The 25,453-nt window shown below is 32.6% G+C and carries 22 protein-coding genes and 2 pseudogenes; 3 read left to right on the forward strand and 21 right to left on the reverse strand.

The window, feature by feature from the left end:
* Positions 1-331 precede the first annotated feature (331 nt).
* A complete protein-coding gene (locus JV528_RS11805; RefSeq protein ID WP_000451299.1) occupies positions 332-1,249 on the reverse strand; it encodes an RluA family pseudouridine synthase in 918 nt (305 codons plus the stop codon).
* Positions 1,249-1,740 (reverse strand): signal peptidase II, encoded by a 492-nt coding sequence (lspA, locus tag JV528_RS11810; RefSeq protein ID WP_000549208.1) that lies wholly within the window; start codon positions 1,738-1,740, stop codon positions 1,249-1,251. Before lspA ends, JV528_RS11805 begins: the two co-directional genes overlap by 1 nt.
* Before the next feature lie 554 nt (positions 1,741-2,294).
* Between lspA and JV528_RS14905 the strand changes: the two are divergent.
* Positions 2,295-2,549, forward strand: a pseudogene (locus JV528_RS14905) (transposase); the annotation flags it as partial.
* A 2-nt stretch (positions 2,550-2,551) separates the two neighbouring features.
* Positions 2,552-3,261: pseudogene (locus JV528_RS11820) on the forward strand (transposase); the annotation flags it as partial.
* A 60-nt stretch (positions 3,262-3,321) separates the two neighbouring features.
* Here the strand turns inward: JV528_RS11820 and JV528_RS11825 are convergent.
* From JV528_RS11825 to bshC, 18 genes are all read right to left on the reverse strand, one after another.
* Positions 3,322-4,119, reverse strand: coding sequence for a VOC family protein (locus JV528_RS11825; protein WP_000274849.1), 798 nt, complete (start codon positions 4,117-4,119; stop codon positions 3,322-3,324).
* A gap of 290 nt (positions 4,120-4,409) precedes the next feature.
* Positions 4,410-7,163: an isoleucine--tRNA ligase gene (gene ileS, locus JV528_RS11830; protein ID WP_000384694.1), complete on the reverse strand. Its 2,754-nt coding sequence runs from the start codon at positions 7,161-7,163 to the stop codon at positions 4,410-4,412.
* A 220-nt stretch (positions 7,164-7,383) separates the two neighbouring features.
* Positions 7,384-8,001, reverse strand: a complete 618-nt coding sequence (locus tag JV528_RS11835) for a DivIVA domain-containing protein (protein WP_204177649.1) — start codon at positions 7,999-8,001, stop codon at positions 7,384-7,386.
* A 23-nt stretch (positions 8,002-8,024) separates the two neighbouring features.
* Positions 8,025-8,831 (reverse strand): YlmH family RNA-binding protein, encoded by an 807-nt coding sequence (locus tag JV528_RS11840; protein WP_000232497.1) that lies wholly within the window; start codon positions 8,829-8,831, stop codon positions 8,025-8,027.
* A gap of 82 nt (positions 8,832-8,913) precedes the next feature.
* The gene (locus JV528_RS11845) at positions 8,914-9,204 is read right to left on the reverse strand and encodes a YggT family protein (RefSeq protein WP_000354114.1); all 291 of its coding nucleotides are present in this window, start codon (positions 9,202-9,204) and stop codon (positions 8,914-8,916) included.
* Between the two features lie 11 nt (positions 9,205-9,215).
* Positions 9,216-9,779 (reverse strand): cell division protein SepF, encoded by a 564-nt coding sequence (locus tag JV528_RS11850; RefSeq protein WP_000018608.1) that lies wholly within the window; start codon positions 9,777-9,779, stop codon positions 9,216-9,218.
* Positions 9,776-10,444: a YggS family pyridoxal phosphate-dependent enzyme gene (locus tag JV528_RS11855; protein ID WP_025174650.1), complete on the reverse strand. Its 669-nt coding sequence runs from the start codon at positions 10,442-10,444 to the stop codon at positions 9,776-9,778. Before JV528_RS11855 ends, JV528_RS11850 begins: the two co-directional genes overlap by 4 nt.
* Before the next feature lie 23 nt (positions 10,445-10,467).
* Positions 10,468-11,259, reverse strand: coding sequence for a peptidoglycan editing factor PgeF (pgeF, locus tag JV528_RS11860; RefSeq protein WP_204177648.1), 792 nt, complete (start codon positions 11,257-11,259; stop codon positions 10,468-10,470).
* 257 nt (positions 11,260-11,516) lie between these two features.
* On the reverse strand, positions 11,517-12,689 hold the full coding sequence (gene ftsZ / locus JV528_RS11865) for a cell division protein FtsZ (protein ID WP_000888997.1): 1,173 nt from the start codon (positions 12,687-12,689) through the stop codon (positions 11,517-11,519).
* 32 nt (positions 12,690-12,721) lie between these two features.
* Positions 12,722-14,128, reverse strand: a complete 1,407-nt coding sequence (gene ftsA, locus JV528_RS11870) for a cell division protein FtsA (RefSeq protein WP_000391032.1) — start codon at positions 14,126-14,128, stop codon at positions 12,722-12,724.
* Positions 14,129-14,232: 104 nt separating this feature from the next.
* On the reverse strand, positions 14,233-15,552 hold the full coding sequence (locus JV528_RS11875; RefSeq protein ID WP_000342196.1) for a cell division protein FtsQ/DivIB: 1,320 nt from the start codon (positions 15,550-15,552) through the stop codon (positions 14,233-14,235).
* Positions 15,553-15,567: 15 nt separating this feature from the next.
* The gene (murD, locus tag JV528_RS11880; RefSeq protein ID WP_000935992.1) at positions 15,568-16,917 is read right to left on the reverse strand and encodes a UDP-N-acetylmuramoyl-L-alanine--D-glutamate ligase; all 1,350 of its coding nucleotides are present in this window, start codon (positions 16,915-16,917) and stop codon (positions 15,568-15,570) included.
* Position 16,918: 1 nt separating this feature from the next.
* Positions 16,919-17,884 (reverse strand): phospho-N-acetylmuramoyl-pentapeptide-transferase, encoded by a 966-nt coding sequence (mraY, locus tag JV528_RS11885; protein ID WP_000578468.1) that lies wholly within the window; start codon positions 17,882-17,884, stop codon positions 16,919-16,921.
* A 291-nt stretch (positions 17,885-18,175) separates the two neighbouring features.
* A complete protein-coding gene (locus JV528_RS11890; RefSeq protein WP_001118652.1) occupies positions 18,176-20,410 on the reverse strand; it encodes a penicillin-binding protein in 2,235 nt (744 codons plus the stop codon).
* Positions 20,391-20,792, reverse strand: a complete 402-nt coding sequence (gene ftsL / locus JV528_RS11895) for a cell division protein FtsL (RefSeq protein WP_000257598.1) — start codon at positions 20,790-20,792, stop codon at positions 20,391-20,393. The genes JV528_RS11890 and ftsL overlap by 20 nt, the downstream gene beginning before the upstream one ends.
* A gap of 13 nt (positions 20,793-20,805) precedes the next feature.
* A complete protein-coding gene (gene rsmH, locus JV528_RS11900; RefSeq protein ID WP_000468384.1) occupies positions 20,806-21,741 on the reverse strand; it encodes a 16S rRNA (cytosine(1402)-N(4))-methyltransferase RsmH in 936 nt (311 codons plus the stop codon).
* Between the two features lie 15 nt (positions 21,742-21,756).
* The gene (gene mraZ, locus JV528_RS11905) at positions 21,757-22,188 is read right to left on the reverse strand and encodes a division/cell wall cluster transcriptional repressor MraZ (protein WP_000480800.1); all 432 of its coding nucleotides are present in this window, start codon (positions 22,186-22,188) and stop codon (positions 21,757-21,759) included.
* A gap of 143 nt (positions 22,189-22,331) precedes the next feature.
* Positions 22,332-23,945, reverse strand: a complete 1,614-nt coding sequence (gene bshC / locus JV528_RS11910) for a bacillithiol biosynthesis cysteine-adding enzyme BshC (RefSeq protein ID WP_000340483.1) — start codon at positions 23,943-23,945, stop codon at positions 22,332-22,334.
* A 194-nt stretch (positions 23,946-24,139) separates the two neighbouring features.
* Here bshC and JV528_RS11915 point away from each other — a divergent pair, with 194 nt between their 5' ends.
* Positions 24,140-24,580 carry an N-acetyltransferase gene (locus JV528_RS11915; RefSeq protein WP_001289711.1) on the forward strand — a complete coding sequence of 147 codons (441 nt, stop codon included), beginning with the start codon at positions 24,140-24,142 and terminating at the stop codon, positions 24,578-24,580.
* Positions 24,581-24,687: 107 nt separating this feature from the next.
* Here JV528_RS11915 and JV528_RS11920 read toward each other — a convergent pair whose 3' ends face one another.
* Positions 24,688-25,383, reverse strand: a complete 696-nt coding sequence (locus JV528_RS11920; protein WP_078369307.1) for a YjjG family noncanonical pyrimidine nucleotidase — start codon at positions 25,381-25,383, stop codon at positions 24,688-24,690.
* Positions 25,384-25,453: the final 70 nt, after the last annotated feature.

Here is a 25,453-nt window from a genome sequence, read left to right on the forward strand (position 1 = left end):
ATATACAATCAGCCTATTTACATAGAAGAATCGTAGTATTACTACTTATTCTTGCATATGTGAAAGTGTTATGATTCATTTTAGTATATATATATTTTCATGTCTTTGACGTCTCTCTGGACGCTCAATTAAAGACTCTTTATGTTGTACTTAAACTGTTATAAGGATAATACTAATCAGGCGCTTTGTCAATCTATATTGAAAAATTAACCATTCTCAGTAAAAATGTTAACCTTAATCTATTTTATAATGTGTTTTCATTTTTAAAAAACGAAACGATAAATACTTATAGTTTACATAATAATGTTATCGTAATTATAGCACGACACAATTATGCATCTCTTTTTCGAATTGTATCTAATAAATCTTCAAAGTCTTGTGGTAATTCAGCATGTCTTTCAATATATTCACCTGTTACTGGATGTTCGAATCCAATAAGTCCAGCATGTAGAGCTTGACCACCAATATCCAATGTCTTTTTCGGTCCATACTTTGGATCACCAACTAATGGGAAGCCAATATATTTCATGTGCACACGGATTTGATGCGTACGTCCTGTTTCAAGTTGACATTCAACAAGCGTATAATCTTTAAAATGTTCTAGTACGTTAAAATGTGTCACTGCTTCCTTACCATCATCAACAACAGCCATAGATTGACGATCATTTTTGTTTCTACCAATTGGCGCATCGATTGTACCGTAATCATGAGGAATATTCCCGTGAACTAAAGCGATATATTTTCTTTTAACAGATTTATCCATTAATTGTTCTACAAGCCCACGATGAGCAATATCATTTTTAGCAACCATTAATAAACCAGAAGTATCCATATCTATACGGTGAACAATACCTGGACGAATTTCTCCATTAATACCCGATAAATCTTTAATTTGATACATTAAACCATTAACTAATGTATTGGTATAATGACCTGGTGATGGATGAACTACCATGCCTTTCGGTTTATATACAACTGCAACGTCATCATCTTCATAATAAATATCTAAATTTAAATTTTCAGGTAGAATGTCAGCTTCAACCACTTCTTTTTCAGTGACAACTATATGATCATTAAGTTTCACTTTATAATTAGATTTAACAACTTTATCGTTTGCAACGACTAAACCTGCTTTAATCCAATCTTGTATCTGGTTACGAGACCAATCACTATTTAATTCAGGCAGCAACTTATCTACACGCATACCTGTTTGTTCTTTATCTGTAATGTTAAATTCATAAGTCTCCATTACTTAACCTCCTTCTCCTTTTTATTGGAAGTATCCTTTAATAAGGCAATAATAATTAATATTACACCAATTGTTAAACTTGAATCTGCGATATTAAATATTGGAAAATCATAACCAAAAATATTTGTATCAATAAAGTCAACAACTTCTCCTGTTAAAACTCTATCAATAAAGTTTCCAAGTGCACCTGCAAAAAGTAAACTAATAGCAACTTGCATAAACAAATTATATTGAGCATCTTTAATAAAGAAATATACTAAGGCTATTAATATAATAATGGTAATAATAAAGAAAAATGTCATTTTTCCACTCAATATTCCCCATGCAGCACCATTATTTCGATGTGATGTTATGTTTAAAAAGTGCGGTATCACTTCAAATGAATCTCCAATTTTCATTGTAGTAGCTATAATATATTTAGTAACTTGGTCAAATATAACGACAAATACTGCTATTAAAATGGAAGTGCCAATAAAATATTTTTTGTGCATTTTCGTTCCTCCAATCAATCGTCCATAAGACAACTCTTTATATTATAGCTTACACCTGCTAATAAAAAAAGTAAGCATATTACATTAAATCTAATGTTACTAACTCAATACTTGATAAACTACTATGTTTTGACATTAAATATGAACTTAATTATTCATTTATCATTTTTAAGATAACATTAAAAATGATGAAAGAGGCTGGGACATTAATCCCTAAAAAAACAGCAGTAAGATATTTTCTAATTAAAAATTATCTTACTGCTGTTCTCTATTTATACAATACTTCGTATTGAATGGCTTCGCTATGCCCATCTGGCACATTACTGTAAAATTCTATAAATAGAATTTTTGATGATGGGTCCCTTCCTAGGGTGCCGTCTCAGCCTCGGTCTTCGACTGGCACTGCTCCCTCAGGAGTCTCGCCATTAATACTACGTATTAACATGTAATTTTACTTTTAAATACTTTAAAAAAATAAGACATGAATCGTCTACACTTAATTGGACAAATTCTATGAGAATAGATATTGTTAATTTAAGAAAGTAGGCTATTTTATTATGACAAGAGAAAGAAGATCATTTAGTTCAGAGTATAAGTTACAAATGGTTAGATTATTTGAAAATGGTAAGCCTAGGAATGAAATTATACGCGAGTATGATTTAACACCTTCGGCGTTAGGAAAATGGATAAAGCAACATCAAAACACGGGTACATTCAATCACCAAGATAACTTATCAGATGAAGAAAAAGAGCTGATTAAATTACGTAAAGAAGTTCAACATTTAAAAATGGAGAACGATATTTTAAAGTAAGCAGCGCTGATCATGATGCAACTTTTATGAGAAAGAAGGAAGACCATATGAAAAATGGCCAACTTAAGCCAGGATACAATTTACAAATAGCAACAAATTCTCAATTTGTTTTATCCTATGACCTATTTCAAAACCCGACAGATACTAGAACTTTAATTCCATTTTTAACACTCAAAATTGGAAATATGACGAACTTAATGATGAATTTATATGTCCTAATAACAAAAGAATAGGTTTTAAAGGATATGCATACCGTAATGATAGATATGGTTTTAAACGTGACTTCAAACTATATGAATGTGATGACTGTTCATCATGTTCTTTGAGACATCAATGCATGAAGCCAAATTCGAAATCCAATAAGAAAATTATGAAGAATTATAATTGGGAATTCTTTAAAGCCCAAATTAATCAAAAGCTTTCTGAACCAGAAACGAAAAAAATCTATAGTCAAAGAAAAATTGATGTAGAGCCTGTTTTTGGATTTATGAAGGCTATTTTGGGTTTCACTCGAATGTCAGTTCGAGGAATAAATAAAGTTAAACGAGAGCTAGGTTTTGTATTAATGGCACTTAATATAAGGAAAATAGCAGCTCAACGAGCTGTACATTATAAAATACATATCAAAAAAGCTGATTTCTATCAAATAATTAATAGAAATCAGCTTTTTACATTGCCTAAGAACTTAATGTCTCAAGCTCCTTCATAGCCTGTATAAAAAGATCATTAAAACCGATTCATTATATGGTTCGTCCATTCAAAGTATATACTAATCTTCAACTTCGAAATGATTAAAGCGATAATAGATACCATCCGGACCTTGTAAATTTAAATGTGTTGTTTCAGGATAATGAAAGTCAACAATTGCTAATCCATACGTATCAAAATTTTCTACACGTTTCGTTGCTGATACCCAATCATTCATGGCCAAATGTTGATAATAGCCATTCGATGCTAAAAATATTGAATAATCATCCATATATGCCGATTGCTCTAATCCAAAATAATCGAGGTAGTAGTCTTTTACCTCTGATAAATGAATTGTCTTAATATGCAATGCACCTATAATAGCGTCATCTGGAATACCTAACCATAACAATTTTGTTGCATGACTCACTAACCTCGGTACATTTAATGGTCTAATATCAATTTTTACTAAATCATTTTGCCTCGTCCATTGCGCTTCGTCTTTATCAACATAAAATTTAAAACCGTTTCCTTCCGGGTCTTCAAAAAATAATGATAACGAAGCAGGCTGTATACCTCCGTTAACTGGAATATCATATTCGCTTAAATGAATTAGTAAATTAGCTAAATCACTAATTTGAGGTAGTTTAATTGCGATATGAAACAGTCCCGCTTCTGACATTAAAGGTTCACGTCCATTTTGTAATTCAACAAGTGTAATGACATGATTATTTTGACCTACTTCATATTGTATCGATGTTAATGTCTCATTTATAATATTTAATCCTAATACGTCCTCATAAAATGGCTTTAATTCATTCTTATCTCTTACATTTAAAGTGATACCATTTACAAAGTTTGCGTTACTGTTATGATACATTCAATTAACTCCTATCAAATTCAATATCTGTACTTACTTTTACTTAAAATTATCGCGAACATAATTGAGAATAGCAACTATAACGCATTTATAAGCTGCAGAGAATTTGTACCATTCCTGAATAATTTTTATTTTAGTAAATTACACATTTTTTAACACATATAACCAGTAACTTGGTCATTTTTTTATTCGCAAAAAAACTCTCTTCATCATGTCAACAAAAACTACAACATGATTATGAAGAGAGCTTTAATTTATATCATCTGTATGAGTACTTTATACAATTTCAATTATACAAGTGATTTTACAACTTGTTGGCATCGTGGACATAGATGCGTCAATTCATCAACAGCACCAAGATCCTCTGAATAGTTCCAACATCTTTCACATTTTTCACCATCTGCATGTTCGATGACAATATCACCATGTTCATAAGCTGTTGCCTGATCATCTAACTTATCTACAACTTTAACTTGTGACACGATAAATAATTGATGTAATGCATCAAATGAAGTTAAGAATTCAGATGCATTAAATTTATCGTTACTAGCAATCGTAACTTTAGCTTCTAATGATTTACCAATAACTTTTTCATTACGAGCAGTTTCTAATGCACGGTTCACATCATCACGTAAATTCATAAATGTACGCCATTTATCCAATAAAGCTTGATCTACTTCTACAACTTTAGGCATGTCTGCTAAGTGAACACTTTCTTCTTTAACATGTGGTGTATGAGACCAAACTTCTTCAGCTGTATGCACTAAGATTGGTGCTAACAACTTCGTCATATCAACTAAAATTTGATATAACACTGTTTGCATACTACGACGGATATGAGAATCACGTTGTTCAATATATAAAATATCTTTACCGTAATCCAAATAGAAATTACTTAACTCAACATTGATAAAGTTTTGAACTTCTTGATAAATATTTAAGTAGTCAAAGTTTTCATAGTTGTTAATCGTACTTGCAGTAAATTCACGTAAACGATTTAGCAAGTAACGATCCACTTCTAATAACTCTGATTCAGGAACGCTATCTGTATCAGGATTGAAATCATTAATATTACCTAACATAAATCTTAATGTATTTCTGATTTTACGATAAACATCAGATGTTTGTTTTAAAATTTCATCAGAAATTCTAACATCAGCTAAATAGTCCGTACTACTTACCCAAAGTCTCGCAATATCAGCACCTTTTTGTTTAACCACTTGGTCAGGTACAATCACATTACCTAAAGATTTACTCATTTTCTTACCTTCACCGTCCATAACAAAACCATGAGAAAGTAAGAATTTATAAGGTGATACTCCTCTTGTAGCAACTGAAGTTGTAATAGAAGAGTTGAACCAACCACGATATTGGTCACTACCTTCTAAATACATATCTGCTGGGAAACTTAATTCCGGTCTTGTTTCCAACACGCCACGGTGTGATGAACCAGAATCAAACCAAACGTCCATAATGTCTGTTTCTTTAGTAAATGTACCGTTAGGGCTGCCTGGATGTGTAAATCCTTCTGGTAGTAAGTCTTTCGCTTCTCTTTCAAACCAAATATTTGAACCGTGTTCTGCAAATAAATCAGCAACATGATTTACTGTTTCTTTCGTCATGATAATTTCGCCATTTTCAGCATAAAATACTGGTAACGGTACACCCCAAACACGTTGACGAGAAATAACCCATTCGCCACGGTCACGAACCATATTGTAAATACGTGTTTTACCCCAATTTACTTTGAAGTTTGTATTTTCGATTGCATCTAAAATATCTTGTCTTACTTTACTGATTGAAGCAAACCATTGTGGTGTAGCACGGAAGATTACAGGTTTTTTTGTTCTCCAGTCGTGTGGATAGCTATGTGTAATAAAGTCTAATTTTAATAGTGCACCTTTTTCTGTTAATAAATCAGTAACGGCTTTATTAGCTTTATCATAGAACATTCCTTCAAATTGGCCGCCTTCTTCAGTAAATACACCTTTATCATCGATTGGACTAATTACTGGTAATTCATATTTTTGACCAACAATATAGTCATCTTCCCCGTGACCTGGTGCTGTATGTACACAACCTGTACCAGCATCTGTAGTAACATGATCACCATTAATCACTAACGATTCTCTATCTAAGAATGGATGTTGTGCTACAACATACTCCAATTCTTTACCTGTGTATTCTTTTTCTAATTTGATTGATGCTTTATCCCAATCCAGTGCTTCTGCTACAGCGTCAGATAAGGCTTCTGCAATAATATATTTTTCGCCATTTACATTGTATTGACCATATTTTAATTCAGGATGAACGGTAATCGCAACATTTGATGGAATTGTCCATGGCGTTGTTGTCCAGATAATAAATTTAGCATCTGCATCAACGACACCTTTGTCATCTTTAACGTCAAATGCAACGTAAATTGATGCTGAACGTTTATCGTGATATTCAATTTCTGCTTCTGCTAATGAAGACTCACTTGAAGGAGACCAATAAACTGGCTTTTTACCTTTATAAATTAAACCTTTATCTGCCATTTCGCCAAAAATACGAATTTGTGCAGCTTCGTATTCAGGTTTTAATGTAATATATGGATCATTAAAGTCACCACGCACACCTAAACGTCTAAAATCTTTTTTCTGTAATTCAATTTGTTCTAAAGCAAATTCTTTACATTTCTCACGGAATTCAGCTGTTGACATTTTCTTACGGTCAACACCTTTTTTCGTTAATGCTTGTTCAATTGGTAAACCATGTGTATCCCAACCTGGTACGTATGGTGCATAGAATCCTTGCATAGTTTTATAACGTACAATAAAGTCTTTTAAAATTTTGTTCAAGGCATGTCCCATATGTAAGTTACCATTCGCGTATGGTGGGCCATCATGTAAAATGAATGTTTCGTTACCTTTATTTTTTTCTAACGCTTTATGGTATTGATCTTCTGCATCCCATTTTTCTTGAATTTGCGGTTCCTTGTTTGGTAAACCACCTCGCATTGGGAAATCTGTTTTAGGCATTAATAACGTTTCTTTGTAATCCATTTTTTTCACTCCTTAAAAATTTAAAAAACTCTAAGTTAAATTAAAAGGGACGATTGCTCGCGGTACCACCCTTATTAACTCAACTTAGAGTTCTCTCATTACATTATTTAAATATTAAAAAGTCAGTGATATAACATACATGCTTTTACTAGGCTCTCACCATTACCTAATTCGCTGTGAAAAGTTAAATGTATATTACGCGTCTGTCTTTATTTAATTCTTACTTCTTAGTTGTTTCTGAATCATTGGATTGTTGATTATTGTCTGATGTATTTGATGCATTATTTTGTGCATTTGCTGCAACCTCATCTGGCTTTAAATCATTTTCATGTAAATGATGAATATTTTCAAGCGTCACTTGTTCAGCGTCTAAATCATAATTCAACAAGTAATCCCAATCTTCGTTTTTTAATAAGTCTAATTGCGCTTCAACTAACATACGGAAACGCGATCTAAATACTTTTGATTGACGTTTCATATCTTCAGTCTGGAATGCTAAACGGCGTGCTTTTTCTACCGCGTCACCAACCATTTGATTAGCTTGCGCTTCTGCCTTAGCTATAATCGCTTCAGCTTGTTTCTCTGCAGCTTGCTTAGTTTCTTCACCAGCTTTTTGAGCTTGTATCAAAGCATCACTTACAGATTGATGCACGTCTTGATAAGACTTAATATTAGTATCTCTCTCTTCGATTACTTTTTCAAGTTGTTTTTTATCTTCTTTAAGACATTCAATTTCAGTGCTTAGTTGCTCCAAAAAATTAGCAACTTCAGTAGGTTCTAAACCATTCTTTACACGTGAAAACTCTTTATTCTTAATTTCATTTGGTGTAAAAGGCATTTGTTATCCTCCTTAAATCATTACTATTTGAATAATGTTCTATAGGTAATGTGCGTTTTATCTTTTTTAGTTTTACCACCTAAGTCAGTAATGTGTGCTCTACCAAAACCTTGGATGGATATTAAATCATTTGCTTGTAATTGAAAATCTGCTGAATCAACAATAGTGTGATTCACTTTAACACGTTTTTTTTCGATTAGTTGTTTCGCAATCGTACGTGATTTACGTATCATTTCTTTAATAACAACATCTAACCTTAAAGAACTAACTGTTGCACTTTCAATTTTCCAATTCTCATTAGATTGTATCATATCTGTTACTGGAATAGTATAAAGTTTAACTGATGCGCCTTTAATACGTTGTAATTCTAACATAATAAATGATTCCAATCTACTTGTCAAAACAAATTGAATTCGTTCATTCACAATTATATCTCCAACTTGTTCGCGTTCGATACCTAAAGACATTAATGTCCCTAAAATATGTTGATGTTTTAAAGTGACGAATTTTTCAGGATAATCTATTTCCATTAAAGTTAAATCAAAGTCACTTTCTTTAGGTTCATAATAGTTCGGCGAAATGATTGCTCTTTTTCTTTCAGCATTAGGCCCGCCATAAAAAGATACGTTTAAATCTTCATAACTGCCACAAATCACTTCCAATATATATTGCCCTCTTGGATCTAAAAAATGCGTTAATACTGGTGCATAATGCTGTTCCGCTTGATCACATTTATCCGTTAGCTGATCAATTAATTCGTATTCTTCCTGTCTAAAGTGTTGATAAATATCTATGTTAATCCCTACCTTAAAAAAATTATAAAATACCATCTATTGCCCTTATATTCAGAAAAATACATATCAAAAACGAGGCTAAAGTATCATGTACCCTTGCCTCGTTATGTCGCTTAATTTATTGTAATTGAATTAAAATCCAATTAAAGATTTGAAGTAACCCTTTTTGGAATAATACTAAAACGATAATTGCAGCGATTGATGATATGTCGATAATTCCAATAGGTGGAATTACTTTTCTAAATGGTTGTAAGAAAGGTTCATATATTTTCGCTAAAAAATAACCTACCTTAGTTTCTCTAATACTTGGTACCCAAGATGTAAAGAAATATATAATCATGCCGAAATAATAAATTTCAACAACAAAAAGGATAAATTTAAATATTGTAGCTAGCACATTTATATCCATATGTTAACTCCTTAGTCGAATGAATGTTCCATATTTTCAATATGGTCTGTAATGCTTCCAGCTACTTCCACATTATCAGGCGTACATAAGAAAATATCAGTACCTACACGTTGGATATCTCCACCGATTGCATAAACAGTACCGCTTAAAAAATCAATAATTCTTTTCGCTGATACTTTATCAATACGTTGTAAATTGACAAGTGTCGCACGGCGGTTTTTAAGCTCATCAGCAATATCTTGTGTATCTGAAAAAACACGTGGTTCGAATAAACACATTTTTGAACTTTCTTGTGATGCATTGTTTGGTGTAGCATTGTTCATAGTTACAACATTACGTGAATTATTTTTTGAATAATTAGACATACGGTTATTCCTTTCTTCTGACGTTGTTGTATATCTTGATGCAGATTTTTGAGGGACTGATTTGATTGCGTTTTGTTTTGTTGTTTGTTGTGACTGCTCTTTTGCTGGCGCTTCATTTACCTGTTGTTGTTTGTCAGGTACTTCTACTTCCTCTTCATCATCTATTACAAAAAATCCACTAAATAAATCTTTTAAAGCCAAGTGGCTCACTCCTCTTCTCCTACAAGTTTAGTCCCAATTCTAACAAACGTTGCACCTTCTTCAACTGCAATAAGATAGTCATTACTCATTCCCATTGATAATTCATCACAAGGCGCATATTCTAAATTGAGTCGCTGTATTTCTTCTTTTTTCAAACGTAACTGTTTAAATAACGATCTAATATATGCTTCATCATCTGTCAATGGTGCCATCGTCATTAAACCTACAATTTCGATTTTGTCATATTTTTTAAGATCACCTATAAACTGATCAACATCTTCTAAAGCAATACCATGTTTAGAAGCTTCTCCCGAAACGTTCACTTGCAAGAAACATTTAATTTTATGTTCTGCACGTTTGTTAATTTCTTTGGCTAAGCTCAATCGATCTAAAGCATGGAAATAATCTACGTCGTTTATAACGTCCTTAACTTTTCGAGATTGTAATGATCCTATAAAATGGATCACCGCATCTGATGGTAATGCTTCTTTCTTTTGAAAAAAGCCTTCCAATCTATTCTCACCAAAATGTCTTATTCCAGCCTCATACGCTTCTTTAGCTCGCTCTATTGTAACATATTTTGTAACTGCAATCACGTTTGGTTTTGTTGAAAAATTATTTTTTTCACTTTTGTCATTAATTTGTGTTGAGATTTGTTGTAAATTATCTTTCACACGCAAGCATATCTCCTCCTTGTTTACTGTTGACCAATGAATGCTAACATGCGTCCTGTTTGACCTTTTTCTAATCGATAAGAGAAAAATAATTCTAAATGTTCAGATGTAGCATACGCTGTCGTATAAATATTTTCTTTAGGAACACCATAATTATTTAATAATGCAGCATTGGCTTTTTTCAAATCAATACCATGACGATCTCGTCCTCTAGTTTCAATATAGTTTGCACTATCAATTGGCAATGTTTCAAATTTATTTTTAATATCATCATTAATTTCATAACTTGATGATGTAGATGGTCCAATAACGACATGTAAGTCTTTCAAATCAAAGTTCACATGTTTTAGCACTTCTTTTACAATTTCAGTATAGGTACCACGCCACCCTGCATGGGCCAATGCAATAAAATGATGTTTTGTACTATAAAAATATACTGGTACACAGTCTGCATAACACATCGTTAATAAGACATTACTATCATATGTGTACATCGCATCAATACCATGAAGCGCATCAGTTAAAGTGTCTATATTTGCGCCTATATCATCCTTTGTTATACAAGCGACTTTATTTTCATGTGTTTGGATGGGAAACACCCAATTTTTTCTATCAAACGCAATTTCTTCAGCTAATTGCAATTGATGTTGAGTAATATTATATGGACGATCATCAATATATCTCGCCATATTAAAAGCATTTTTAGGATAGTCACTTAAACCATCGCCTCTAGTTGTAATACCTAGAGTAATACCTTGTTGTAATAATTCTTCATATATTAAATGATGCGGTTGCTTTTTAAAATTATCATTCACTCGATCGTCACCATCATTTCATTTAAATTATCTTCGTCTAACTGTACAAAGTTAATAATTATATAATATAACATTTATGTTTAAAGTTAAAATGTTGCGCAAATAATTTTTGACTTAATTTTGACACGATACTTAAACACTTTTAATGACTTCGAAAAACTTAAATGTCCTTCTACATGTTCTAAAAATTAGTAAAAAAATCATCAGATATGTTATCTGATGATTTGTGTTGAATTATTTGTGTATATATTAACCGATTAACGTCTTGTTCTTCTTGAACGTCTTTCTTCTCTATTTCTAATGAAGCTAGGAATATCATCTTCTTTAGTTGTATGTGTTCTTTCACTTACACTATCAGTTGCTTGTGCATTTGATGAATTTGAAGTGAATGATTCATCTTTAGAAGTTGCATTGCTAGAAGTATTTACGCTTGTTCCGAATCCAGTGCTACCAGATTTACGACCATGTGATGTTGGTTTGTCATCAAAACCAGTTGCAATAACTGTTACAACAATCTCATCTTGTAATTCAGGATTAATAACTGTACCGAAAATCATATTAACGTCTTCATCTGCAGCATCTTGGACAATATCAGCAGCCTCTTGTGCTTCAAATAATGACAATGACTCGCCACCAGTAATATTCATAAGCACACCTTGTGCACCAACGATAGATGTTTCAAGTAATGGAGAAGAGATTGCTTTTTTAGCAGCTTCTACCGCTCTATTTTCACCAGAAGAAACACCAATACCCATTAATGCAGAACCTTGGTTAGACATAATTGTCTTAACGTCTGCAAAGTCTAAGTTTACTTCACCAGAAACAGCGATTAAGTCTGAGATACCTTGTACACCTTGGCGTAACACGTTGTCAGCTTCTTTAAATGCTTCCATCATTGGCGTAGATTTGTCAACGATATCTAATAAACGGTCATTTGGTATAACGATTAATGTATCTACTGCAGCTTTCATAGCTTCTACTCCAGCAGCAGCTTGAGTTTGACGTTTACGTCCTTCAAAACTAAATGGACGAGTTACAACACCAACAGTTAATGCGCCCATTTCTTTTGCAATTTTAGCAACGACTGGTGCTGCACCAGTACCAGTTCCGCCACCCATACCAGAAGTAACAAATACCATGTCTGCACCTTGGATTGCATCTTCAATTTGCTCACGAGATTCCTCTGCAGCTTTTTTACCGATTTCAGGATTAGCTCCTGCTCCTAAACCACGTGTTAATTTTTCACCGATTTGGATTTTAGATTCAGCTTTAGATAAGTTTAAAGCTTGACCGTCTGTGTTGATAGCGATAAATTCAACATTATTCATTCCATGGTCAATCATTCGGTTTACGGCGTTGTTACCGCCACCACCTACACCAATGACCTTTAAAGTCGCTAAATGATTAAATCCTTGTTCAAATTCTAACATTTAAATTTCCTCCTAGTTTTATTGGCCAATAATCATTCAAATAGAGATTTCATTAGTTTTTTGAATTTACTTTCTTCTTTATCTTTGTCTTGAACATGTTCATGATTCTGTTTATGTTCCTGATGATTATCTTCTGATTGATAAATTTCTTCATCTGTTGACTCTACTTCATTTTCATGAGTATCTTTTTTGTTTGTTTTACGTTTAAACCAATCAAATCCGCCTAATTTAGATTCGTTATCTTTGTCTTTCACATCAATAACATCTTCTTCAGTTTCTTCATTATCATGATAATTAATTGTAACATAATCTAATAACTCATCAAAAGCGATACTACTAGAAATTGTAGAAATTGCTGAAGAAAATTCAGGTTTTCTAATTCCCATTTGTGATGGCGTGTGAATTCTAACTTTTTCACTTACCATATCTGATAATAATTCTTTTACGCCAAGTAAGTTTGCAGATCCACCAGTTACAATAAACCCACCATTTACTTTTGTTAATCCTAAATCTTGTAAAACATCAAATACTTCGAAGAATATTTCTTCTACACGCGCTTCAATAAAGTCACTCAAATCTTTTTGAGTATACTGTACTGTTTCATCACTATCAACCTGTTCAACAGTGAAGATATCTTGATCTGAAGCAGAATCATAGAATGCATGACCATATTGGTGTTTAACTTTTTCAGCAGTTTCATAAGAAGTGTTTAACCCTTGTGCAATATCGTCTGTAATATCACGCCCTGCCATTTCGATAGAATCAGCATCTACTAATTCACCGCGTTCATAAAAAGCAACTTGCGTAACGTCTTCACCAATATCAATGACACATGCACCTAACTCTTTTTCAGTAGCTGTTAGGATTGAACCGTAGTTATATGCATCAGAATAAACATCTAATACATCAACACCACATGCTTCAACGCATTTAATCATATTAATTAAAATCGATTTTTGAATAGCAATTACGCCTGCTTCAACCTTTAATGAATGTCTGGCAATTAATTCTTTAGGGTCTGAAACCTCATTTTCTTTATCGACTATAAAACGAATCGGGAACACATTAATTACTTCTGTTTCTTGCACATCATTTTTTTCTCTAATACCTTCTAATACTTTTTCGATATGTGAACCGTTGATTTCTGTATCCTCATAAAAGTCGATTTCATTTGATTCATCATAAACTTCCGTTCCAATGATAGGTAATTTCAGGAAAACTTCTTTAATATCAACACCCGAAGCGATTGATGCCTTTTTAATTGTGTCTTTGATTGCTTGACGCGCAATATCAAAATCATCAATTAAACCATTTTTTATACCGCTCGTGTAGGTTTGTCCTGTACCTATCACATTTATACCATTGTGAAATTTCTCGCCTACTATTGTTTTTACGCTTGATGATCCAATATCAATACTTACGTAGTAATGTTCTTCCATAGATAGGCACCTCCTGACAAATTACTATTAAAAAATACACTATCTTTAGTTTACAATACGTTGAATGGCTTGTGAACTATAAACATAGACAATATCAAAATTTTTTAATTATTCTTACTTGATTGTTTGTTAATTTTGTTTAAAACGCTTTGTAATTCTTCTTTTGCTTGATTTTCCTCTTGAGATGATTTAGTCACATTTTTATCGCTTTCTGATTGAGTAGACGTGTTTCCACGGTATGGGATAAATGAAGCACCGACTGATAAATCAATATAGCCTCGTGTTTTTAGTTTACCCGAACTATCTCTTGATAATGATTGTGACATCTGCGGATAATATTTCATTTTCTTAGATATCGTCGAAATATCACCGATTACTTGAAGTCCATCTGTCGTAAACAATTCAATTCTGCTTTGTTTGTTTTTACTTGGGGCGTATGTCACTTCGGCAATATATCGTCTAACTTCAGGTGTCATTTCAGATAACGCCTTAATCATATCATCTTCTTTTGTACCTTTGAAACCATCCATGACAGGTGCATCATTAATTTTGACATCATTTGAACCTTTAAGCAATTTACCATTTTCTAATAAAGGTAAATATTTACCTTTATATTTCACTAAAGCAATAATTTCATTTTCTGTGATATCTACGTTTAATGTGTTTGGTAATTGCTTGTGTATCTCAACACTTTTGATTAATGGATCCTCTTCGAGATCATTAATAGCATTTTTTTTACTAAACGTATACATCCTCGAATCATTTTTAACACCTAACACTTTGTTTATCTTTGAAGTACTAACGTGATTATTTCCATTTATATTTACATGCGCAATTTTACTAAGTGGTGAAAACATGTAAATTAATATAACAGCAATCAACAATACCAATATTGTAATAACACTGTATTGGATCCGTTTTTGTCGCTTACGTCTTAACTTCCGCTTTTCTTCAAGTGTTAATGGCTTTAATTGTGTTACTTTACTTTTTCGTTCTTTTTTCGTTACTGTTTCCTCATCATTCGAGTCGCTATTTTGTTCTTTAGGAGCTGATTGAGATTGTTCGTTGTCGACTGCAATTCCATTCGATTCATTTTGGTCGTCAATTTCTTGATTATATCTATAATCCTCAATTTCAATATTAGAGTCTGTAGAATCATCGATATTATTATCATTCGCATGACTAGAAGCAGAATCATTATTTTCATCTTTGCTTTCTTCTTTTTTGAAGTCTTTATTTATCAAGTAAATTTCTTCATCAAACTCAGCTTGTTGAGATGTATCATCTTTATTTTGATTAGAAAAATGTGTAGCCTTTGATCTTTTTCTTTGCCGTCTTTTCTTAGATGTATTCCTCGTAAATAATTCTAATTCATCTTTATCTTCATTTGATTCTTGTTGATCGTTCTTCGTTTTATCATCCATCAATACTCACACCCTTTAATAAGATGGTAAATGGGCACGGAATCTTTCAATAAATTTCTCTCCACGCTCTTCAAAAGTACTATATTGATCCCAACTCGCACAAGCAGGTGACAATAATACAACATCATTTGGTTCTATAATATCTTGTACTTTATCAACAGCGTCTTCGACATTGTTCGCTTCAATGACCGATTTCCCTTGACTATTACCTAGTTTAGCAAACTTAGCTTTCGTTTGTCCGAATACAACCATCACGCGAACATTTTCCATATAAGGAATGAGTTCGTCAAATTCATTCCCTCGATCCAAACCACCACATAACCAAATGATTGGTTGATTAAATGAATTTAAGGCAAACTGTGTTGCTAGCGTGTTTGTTGCTTTGGAATCATTATAATATTTATTAGTTCTATTAGTACCAACATATTGCAATCTATGCTCTATTCCTGAAAATGTAGTTAAACTATCAATAATTGCTTTAATAGGTACACCAGCTAAAATACAAGCAAGCACAGCTGCTAATATATTTTCTAAATTATGTTCACCAGGCAATACTAGATCTTCAGTGTTAATAATACGAACACCTTTATAAACGATAAAACCATCTTTAATATAAATACCATCTACTTCTTGTTGTGTTGAGAAATACAATGTCTTAGCTTTTAATTCTTCCGACTCTATCACTTGTCTTTGATGATAATTACAAATCAAATAATCTTCTTCCGTTTGATTTTTATATATTTGCTTTTTAGCATTCTGATAGTTTTCTAAATTTTCATGGTAATCTAGATGCGCTGAATAAATGTTAGTAATTATAGCAATGTGTGGTTTATACTTTTCGATTCCAAGTAACTGGAATGACGACAACTCTGTAACTAAATAATCTGTAGGCTTTACTTCTTGTGCTACTTTAGATGCAACATAACCAATATTGCCGGATAGTCTTCCAGTTAAGCGACTTTTTTTAAACATATCTCCAATTAGAGAAGTAACTGTCGTTTTACCATTTGTACCCGTTACAGCTATGATTGGTGCTTCAGAGATTAGATAACTTAACTCAACTTCTGTTAAAATTTTCAAACCTCGTTTCACTGCTTCATCAATAATAGATACTGTATAAGGTATTCCAGGATTTTTAACAATTATTGGATTATTATCAAGCAATGTTAATGGATGACTTCCACTTACAACAGAAATGCCCATAGATTCTAAATCTTTTGCATGAGCATCTTGCGATAAGTCTTTCCCATCATTGACAGTCACATTCGCACCTAATTTACTTAATAATTTAGCTGCTTCATAACCACTTTTTGCCAAACCGACAACTAATACATTTTTATTTTCTAACCCTGTGTAATTAAGCATCTTAATGCACTCCAATCCATAAACCGATTAAACCTGAAATCAGACCAACAGCCCAAAATACTGTAACTACTTTCCATTCGCTCCATCCTATCAATTCAAAATGATGATGTATCGGACTCATTTTAAATATACGCTTTCCAGTCAATTTAAAGCTAGCGACTTGTGACATAACAGATAATGTTTCAATTACGAATACTAAACCTATAAAAATTAATGATAATTCCTGATTAAGCATGATTGAAATCGTAGCAAATATACCACCTAAAGCTAAGCTACCTGTATCTCCCATAAACACTTTAGCAGGGTTAATGTTATATGGTAAAAATCCTAAAAGTGCAAACAACATAATGATACAGAAAATACCAATCGCCGTTTCTCCTAACACAAAGCTCATGATGGCATACATTGTAAATCCGATAATTGACAGTCCAGTTGCTAATCCATCTAAACCATCTGTTAAATTTACCGCATTAGAAAAACCTACTTGCCAAAAAACAATGAAAATAACATATGCAAATGATAGTGGGATTGCTACATTCGTAAATGGAATATGTATGCTCGTAGAAAAATTCACCAAATGAAACACATTACTTAAAACAAAGAAAATAATCGCAATACCAATTTGCGCCAAAAACTTCTGTTTACTTGTTAAACCTTGGTTATTCTTTTTAACAACAATAATATAATCATCTATAAAACCAATTAACCCAAAACCAATCGTCACAAATAATAACAGTATGATCGGATTAGCTTGTTCTACAAATATAATAGCCACCAAAGACGTTATCACAATACTTAATAGAAATGTTAGTCCACCCATCGTTGGTGTACCAGTCTTCTTCATATGGCTTTGCGGACCTTCTTCTCGAATACTTTGACCAAATTTCATCCTTTTTAATGTAGGTATTAAAACAGGTACCAAAACAAATGTAATCACTAGCGCTAATAACGCATATACAAAAATCATAACTATCTCCTCTTCTTAATCCAGACTTTTTTAACCACTAATATATTATCAATTTTTCAATTAAATAAACAAAGTTGTAATCAAAATTTATAATTTTTCTTTTTTACGGCATAAGAGGCCAGTATAAAAAGTTTGCCTATAACAAACAAGTTAATCTGACCTCGTCTACCTTAAAATTCTCTATCAACACTTATTTATAAAGATTAAATGAAGATGTTGTTTTCTATCACAGCATTACTTTAGTAAAAACAAATAGTGACAATACATCCTTATTTAATGTAGCCATTCTTGTTAGTCCGACTTATCCTTGTCAGTTTTACTGTCAGATTTCTTCTTATCATCTGAATTTGAATCAGAATTATTCGTCGAATTGCTGTCTACATTCTCTGATGAAAATTCTACGTCTATTTTATCTTTTTCAGTAAGTTTTTGTCCCTTACTAATTGATTGGTGGGACACAAAACCGCTACCTTTTAAATTCACTTTAATATTTGTTAGGTTTTCAAAAGCAATGACATCTTCTTTCGTCCATCCTGACATGTCAGGCATAGTTAAGTCTCCATCTGTTAATAACAGTACTTTACTATGAGGTAAGACTTTATTCCCTGCTTTTATAGATTGCGCTTTTATTTGTGTGCCAGAACCGATAGTAACTGGTTCTAATGATTTTGCACTCACATTATCAATAGCTTTTTGTTTGTCTTGACCTTCAACATCTGGCACTTTACTATACTCTGCATTAGATGTGTCATCTTTTGATTTACCTACATTTAAATATTTCAAAGTATTTTCCATTATTGGTTTAAACGCTTTACTAACACCTAATTCATAAGCTTCTTGGTCATTTTTTTGTGCCAAGCTCATACCAGCGTATACAATAACTTTAGGATTTTTCTTCGGCGCGTCACCCATAAAACTTACAAAATATGGGTTTGGACCTTTAACGTATCCACCACCATTAGGTGCAGCGACTTGTGCTGTACCAGTCTTACCTTCGACCTCATAACCATCAATACGATAGTTTGCAGCGTGACTCTTCTTACTATTCACAACTAAATCCAATTGCTTTTCAACTTTTTCAGCAGTATCTTTTGTTATTGGTTTGCCTGCGATTTGTTTTTGACCTTTATAAAATTGTCTTTTACTAACAGGATTTTCAACGCTATTCACAAACCATGGTTTTAACATATTACCATCATTAAAGAACGCTGATTGCGCTTGTAACATTTGAACAGGTGTTACTGTTGTCGATTGACCAAATGATGACGTTTTTTGTTGCAATTCATTACTCCATCCAATTTGACCAGGTGCTTCTCCATCAAACATACCTTTAGTTGATTTTCCAAATCCAAATCGTTCATACCAAGATTTCATTTTGTCTGCACCAACTAAATCTTGTAAATGCATCATCAATGTATTAGATGAATAAGTAAATCCGAGTGACATTGGGATTTCACCCCAACCGACTCTATTCCAGTCTGAAATGCGTGAACCCATAATATCTCTATGTCCAGATTTATATTTCTTATCAGGATCAAAAGCACCTTCTTGAATAGCAGCTGCTAACCCATATGATTTAAATGTTGATCCAGGCTCGTATGTGTTTTGATAAAGGTCATTTGCCCACTTTTTACCAAAGTCTTTACCAGTTTCAGGATTAAATGTTGGTCGCTGACTGTATGCTAAAATTTCTCCAGTTTTGGCATCCATGACAACCGCAAATAAATCTTTCGGCTGGTATCTTTCAACCATGCCATCTAAAGCTTCTTCAACAAATACTTGAATATTTGAATCGATTGTTAAATGGACATCATCACCACGTTTAGGCTGCTTCTCTTTTTTAGTATTTGGTGCAATATATCCCCAAATATCATGAATATATCTCAATGATCCTTTAGATCCACTTAAATAACTATCAAAAATCTTTTCAACTCCAAGCGCACCTTTAAGTTCACCAGTATCCGGATTTTTCTGAGCTCTACCAATTAAGTGTGATGCAAAATTGCCATTTGGATAAAAGCGTTCTGTTTCAGGCAATAAAGAAATACCAGGCAAATTCATTTTCTCTATTTTCAATTTGTCCTGATACGTTAAATTTGTTCCTTTGCGTCCAAATTCAATTTGGAAGGCTTTCTTTTGACTAAGTCTCTTTTCAATTTCCTCTGGCTTCATATCAATGACTGTAGATAATTTCTTTGCAGTCTCTTTTTTATCAACTACATGCCTAGGTTTTTTAGAATTGGCACTCGCCTTTTTATCTATTACTGCAACAAGTTTATATCTTTCTACATCTTCTGCTAGCACTTTACCATTACGATCATATATCTTTCCTCGTTCTGGTTGTTGTGCATTCTTAACTAAATACTTTTCATTTGCCTTCATGACTAAATCTTGACCATTAGAATGTCCAGTAATCATGATATATGAAATTCTTAAAACCAATATAAAAAAGAGCAGTCCGAATAAACCAACAAGTAGGACTGCCCCTATTTTATTTTTTTTAATTTTAATTTTTTGCTTCGCCATTACTACGCACTACCTTTACATTATCGTTCTCAAGGCTCATCCCCTGTTTCTTAGCCTTTTCGTATATGCGTTCATAAGAAGAATTCTTTTTGATTTCAGATTGTAAAGCACTGTTTTCACTTGATTGTTTATCTATTTTATAATCTAAATCTGCAATCTTTCCTCGCGTATCATACGCATCCATTTTTAAAGATAGCATATAAATACTTAACATAGCAATTACAGTAATCAAAGTTATGTATAAAACTTTTTCAAATTTAGTTAATTGTACAACCACTTTTCTCGAAACAGTCTTCTTTTCGGGCTTAGTTTGTGGTTGTTGCTTCGGTATACTATTATAAACTTGTTCGTCATATGGTTGGTACACTTTTTCTACAGCCATTATAAATTGCTCCTTATTTAAGTATTTCAGCTACACGTAATTTCGCGCTTCGTGCTCTGTTATTGTCATCTAAATCTTCTTCTGTAGCGGTAATCGGTTTACGATTAACACGCTTTAACTTAGGTGTATATGCTTCTGGTATAACTGGTAATCCTCTTGGTACTTCTGGACCTTTTTCATATTCTTGGAACACCTGTTTACATAAACGATCTTCTAAAGAATGGAAAGTGATTACCGAAATCCTGCCGTCTACTTTCACTAATTCAATCGCTTGTTCTATTGAATCTTCAAAAGCTGACAATTCATCGTTTACTGCAATTCGTAGTGCTTGAAATACTCGTTTTGCAGGATGTCCGCCTTTTCTTCTTGCTTTTGCAGGAATACCTTCTTTTATAATGTCAACTAATTCTAATGTTGTTGTTATTGGTTGTTGTTCGCGATGTGCTTCGATTCTTCGAGCTATCTGTTTTGAAAATTTCTCCTCGCCATAGCGATAAAAAATCTTCACTAACGCTTCATATGACCAATTGTTAACAATTTCATATGCTGTTAGTTCTTGTGTTTGGTCCATACGCATGTCTAATGTTGCGTCATGGTGATAACTGAATCCTCGTTCTGGAATGTCGAGTTGTGGGCTTGAAACACCCAAGTCGTAATAGATTCCATCTACTTTTTCAATGTTTAAGTCTTTTAATATTTGAGTTAATTCACGGAAGTTGCTATGAACAAAAGTCACCTTATGCAAATGATCCTTTAATACTTCTTTAGCATTATCAATTGCAGTTTGGTCTTGATCGATTGCTATTAATCTTCCGTCGTCATTTAATTGATTTAGTAAATAAAGGGCATGTCCCGCTCCACCTAGCGTACAGTCAATGTACACACCATTTTCTTTTACATTTAAATAATCAATGGTTTCGTTTAACATAACGCTGATATGATGAAACACTTCAATTCCTCCATTTTAAAAATCAAAATCTATTAAATCTTCAGCAATATCTTCGAAACTTTCTTCAGATTCTTCATAGAAATCATTCCAAGTTTCTCTATCCCAAATCTCAATACGATTTGAAACACCGATTACTGTACATTCTTTAGTTAAATTAGCGTATTTCCTCAAGTTTTGAGGGATGTTAATACGCCCTTGCTTATCAAGTTCTACTTCAACAGCACCAGAGAAGAACATACGCATAAACTTACGTGCGTCTTTTTTTGTCATAGGTAAGGTTTTCATTTTCTCTTCAATCTGTTGCCATTCGTCTAGAGTGTAACCGAATAAACATTTATCAAGGCCTCTTGTGATAATAAAACGCTCATTTAAGTCATAACGAAACTTGGACGGTATAATCATACGTCCTTTTGTATCTAATTGATGATCGTATTCTCCCATGAACATTTTTTATCACCTCACCTTATATATAATTTACCACATCTCCCCACTATCCACCACTATTTATACAAAATTTGTGAAATTTATTTTAAAAAACAAAAAAATGCCCGATTTATCATTAAGATAAACCGGGCTAAACCCTTGGTATATTAAGGTTTTATAATAATATGATCAAAAGTGTAAGAAAGTGGTGGATAGGTGGAGGGCTTGAACACATCTGTCCCAAAATCATTCAAAATTTGAAGTGGATTCCATATTCTTTCTTGTAATCCTCCCATTGGATGGAGTGTTTCTTGAATTTCTCTAAATTGCTTCATACTGATGTCGTTTTCTCTTTCAATGTTTAAAAGATAACGTTTTAACAAATAATCATACTGTTGTATATGAATTTCATTATTTTTATTCACAAGGTTAATATTATTTTGATTCCCCGCCACTTCATCTAATAAGTCTTGGTTTAGACGACGCTGTTGTTCAATCATACCTTCTACCTTTTCAATAAATTGATGTGATGCTTGTTCTCTAATAAACTTACTTCTTTCTCCTTCAACACCATCGACTAACACTTTTTCTAATGGAATATTGTATTTCGAAAGTAATTTTTCAATACGGTCATTTAAATAAGTAATTCTAAGCCTTGGCATCACGATAGGCATTTCAACATCAAATAGTTCAAATACATCTTTTAGTTCAGCCCAGTACTTAATTTCACTCGGTCCTCCAATAAATGCCACCGTGTTAAATAGCCATTCTTCCATTAATGGTCTTGTCACTACATTATTAGAAAATAATTCAGGTTGATTTTCCGCAATATTTATAATTTCTTCCTTTATATATGTCTTATCTGTTTTATTTAATTTAAAATGCTTACCATCATACGTAACTAATTGACGCATATTTTCATCATGTAAGAATAAATGAACATTTGTATCTGTTTGTATCATCGCCTTCAAGCCTTGATTTTGAGTACGTTGTTGTGTTGCTCTAAAAGCATCATCAAGCAACTGATGTTTTTTCAAAATCTTTTTAAACATAGGCGCTTCCATTTTTCTTAACGGCTCAAACTGCGCATCTATAAATAGAACGCCATATGCTTTAAATGTCTCATGCAGTAGTGCTTTAAACATATCAGTCCACGAGTCATATTGGTCAATAATTCTGTCACAAATCTCCAGTAGACCTTGTGTATGAACAGTTTCTTTCATATGAATGAACATCGTTTTTAAAGTTTGTTTCAACTCAGCCTTATCAGGATAATATCTAGAGACAGTCGTCTCTGGCATCTCCATTGTATGATATTTAACCTTATGCAGTGACCCATGATTTTCGTTATAAACAAATGTATGATTCACTTCATCGAAATCATGATCTTCTCCTGCAATCCAAAAAACTGGTACTACTTGTTGCTTATGTGTATCCGTTAATTCCTTAGATAAAGTAATGATTGAAAATATTTTATGGAATGTATACAATGGTCCCCCGAAAAGCCCTGCTTGTTGTCCACCAATCACAACTTTTGAACCATTAGCTAAATATTGTATGTTTAATTCTTGTTCACTTGAAAGCTTTAAATCACTCATATATTCACGAATAACATTCGCTAATGCCGCTTCTCTTCCATTATTTTCTTTAGACATCCTTTTTTCAAAACTAGTTTGTTGAGCTGCATCATATTGAAATAATCCTGTTATTACAGGGTCACTGCTCTTTATTTTTGGTATAAACTGATCTTTTTCATTTAAACTAACTACTTTACAGTCCATGTTTTTTCTCCTTAAGTACGCGATTACAAACTATAGTATAAAGTCTATACCGGTGATTGACAATTTTACGGCTTGAAAATCAATTTAATCATGGAAAATTTATAATATTCATTGTTTTACATTTTCAAATCAATGAAAAACACAAGTGGTTTAATGTATAATAATAGTAGTAAACAAATAAGGGGTAGATAAATATGAGTGAAATCAAACGTCTTGAAATTAATTACAAAACTGACGAATTATTCGAAAACTTTAGAGCGTTTGGCAACAAAGACTTATACATGGTCAATGAGTTAAACGGTCAAATGATTGATGCAAGTTCAGATTCACCATTTTATGGCATATTTGTCGGAGATCAATTAGGAGCTAGAATGGCATTACTAAAAAAAGGTGATGTCGAAGAAATCTACTTCCCAGATTTTGAAGATTATATATTATTATGGAAGTTAGAAGTATTACCAAAATATCAAAACAGAGGGTACGCTTCAGAATTGATTGATTTTGCAAAGAGTTTCAATATGCCAATTAAAGCCATTGGCAGAAATGATTCTAAGGATTTCTTTTTACATCATGGATTTACAGATGTGGAAGCTAAAAATATAGAGGGACATGATGTCTTATTGTGGAAACCATAAGATAATAATATTCGACACTACGAGCATGAAAATGCATCTTTTCGTAGTGTCTTTTTTACAATTACTTTTTTAGCTAATATAAGTAAATCATTTTCAAATTATTTGTCTTAACGTACAATATCATTTAGTTGTTTCCATGAATTAATTTCATAATCAGGTATAATTCCTGGATTATGATCAAATCCTCTAAAATTAAACCAGCAAGTAGCTATACCCGCATTGATTCCACCTAGAATGTCAGATGTTAAAGAATCTCCAACTATAATCGAGCGCTGTCTTTCATCCTCACCAATATCATTAAAAACATAATTAAAAAATTCCGGATTAGGTTTTTGATATCCTGTTTCCTCAGATATAAATATCTTTTTAATATATTTATGCAACGGCGTCTGATTTAACCTTCTCTTTTGCGTTTCGGTTACACCATTAGTAACAATATATAGATCATGTCTTTTCGATAACTCGACAATTGTTTCTAATGTTTGATCAAAGTATTTAACTTTAGCTTCTGCTAATCCATTTCTAAATAACACATCTGCACGATGCCCATCAACTTCCATTTGATGATGTTTAAAGTAATTCACAAATCGTTCTGATAATACTTCAGACTTCGTTAATTTATTTTGTTGAAAAGCTTCCCAATGTTGGTGATTGATTTTTTTAAATGTTAAAAAATCATCCTTTGTTGCTTTATGATTAAAAACATTCGCCATATAGTGAAACGCCCATTCTTCCGCATCATAAAAATCAACAATTGTATCATCAAAGTCTATCAAAATATTTTTATATCCCAATTTCCCCATCTCCTATATTGTCTATGTATCTAAATTTTAACAGAGGCTCAAACTTCTGCAAATAAAATAAACTGAGTGC

The organism is Staphylococcus sp. GDB20D11A (assembly GCF_016893255.1).
GTDB classification, from domain to species: Bacteria; Bacillota; Bacilli; order Staphylococcales; family Staphylococcaceae; genus Staphylococcus; species Staphylococcus aureus.

What these genes read in the sequence shown, in the direction of transcription:
- murD (WP_000935992.1), bottom strand. Translation starts at nt 16,917, where the DNA reads ATGCTTAATTACACAGGGTTAGAAAATAAAAATGTATTAGTTGTCGGT.
- mraY (WP_000578468.1), bottom strand. Translation starts at nt 17,884, where the DNA reads ATGATTTTTGTATATGCGTTATTAGCGCTAGTGATTACATTTGTTTTG.
- JV528_RS11845 (WP_000354114.1), bottom strand. Translation starts at nt 9,204, where the DNA reads ATGGATATAAATGTGCTAGCTACAATATTTAAATTTATCCTTTTTGTT.
- JV528_RS11875 (WP_000342196.1), bottom strand. Translation starts at nt 15,552, where the DNA reads ATGGATGATAAAACGAAGAACGATCAACAAGAATCAAATGAAGATAAA.
- JV528_RS11890 (WP_001118652.1), bottom strand. Translation starts at nt 20,410, where the DNA reads ATGGCGAAGCAAAAAATTAAAATTAAAAAAAATAAAATAGGGGCAGTC.
- lspA (WP_000549208.1), bottom strand. Translation starts at nt 1,740, where the DNA reads ATGCACAAAAAATATTTTATTGGCACTTCCATTTTAATAGCAGTATTT.
- JV528_RS11840 (WP_000232497.1), bottom strand. Translation starts at nt 8,831, where the DNA reads ATGGTATTTTATAATTTTTTTAAGGTAGGGATTAACATAGATATTTAT.
- mraZ (WP_000480800.1), bottom strand. Translation starts at nt 22,188, where the DNA reads ATGTTCATGGGAGAATACGATCATCAATTAGATACAAAAGGACGTATG.
- ftsL (WP_000257598.1), bottom strand. Translation starts at nt 20,792, where the DNA reads ATGGCTGTAGAAAAAGTGTACCAACCATATGACGAACAAGTTTATAAT.
- JV528_RS11835 (WP_204177649.1), bottom strand. Translation starts at nt 8,001, where the DNA reads ATGCCTTTTACACCAAATGAAATTAAGAATAAAGAGTTTTCACGTGTA.
- ileS (WP_000384694.1), bottom strand. Translation starts at nt 7,163, where the DNA reads ATGGATTACAAAGAAACGTTATTAATGCCTAAAACAGATTTCCCAATG.
- ftsA (WP_000391032.1), bottom strand. Translation starts at nt 14,128, where the DNA reads ATGGAAGAACATTACTACGTAAGTATTGATATTGGATCATCAAGCGTA.
- JV528_RS11825 (WP_000274849.1), bottom strand. Translation starts at nt 4,119, where the DNA reads ATGTATCATAACAGTAACGCAAACTTTGTAAATGGTATCACTTTAAAT.
- ftsZ (WP_000888997.1), bottom strand. Translation starts at nt 12,689, where the DNA reads ATGTTAGAATTTGAACAAGGATTTAATCATTTAGCGACTTTAAAGGTC.
- bshC (WP_000340483.1), bottom strand. Translation starts at nt 23,945, where the DNA reads ATGGACTGTAAAGTAGTTAGTTTAAATGAAAAAGATCAGTTTATACCA.
- JV528_RS11920 (WP_078369307.1), bottom strand. Translation starts at nt 25,383, where the DNA reads ATGGGGAAATTGGGATATAAAAATATTTTGATAGACTTTGATGATACA.
- JV528_RS11805 (WP_000451299.1), bottom strand. Translation starts at nt 1,249, where the DNA reads ATGGAGACTTATGAATTTAACATTACAGATAAAGAACAAACAGGTATG.
- JV528_RS11915 (WP_001289711.1), top strand. Translation starts at nt 24,140, where the DNA reads ATGAGTGAAATCAAACGTCTTGAAATTAATTACAAAACTGACGAATTA.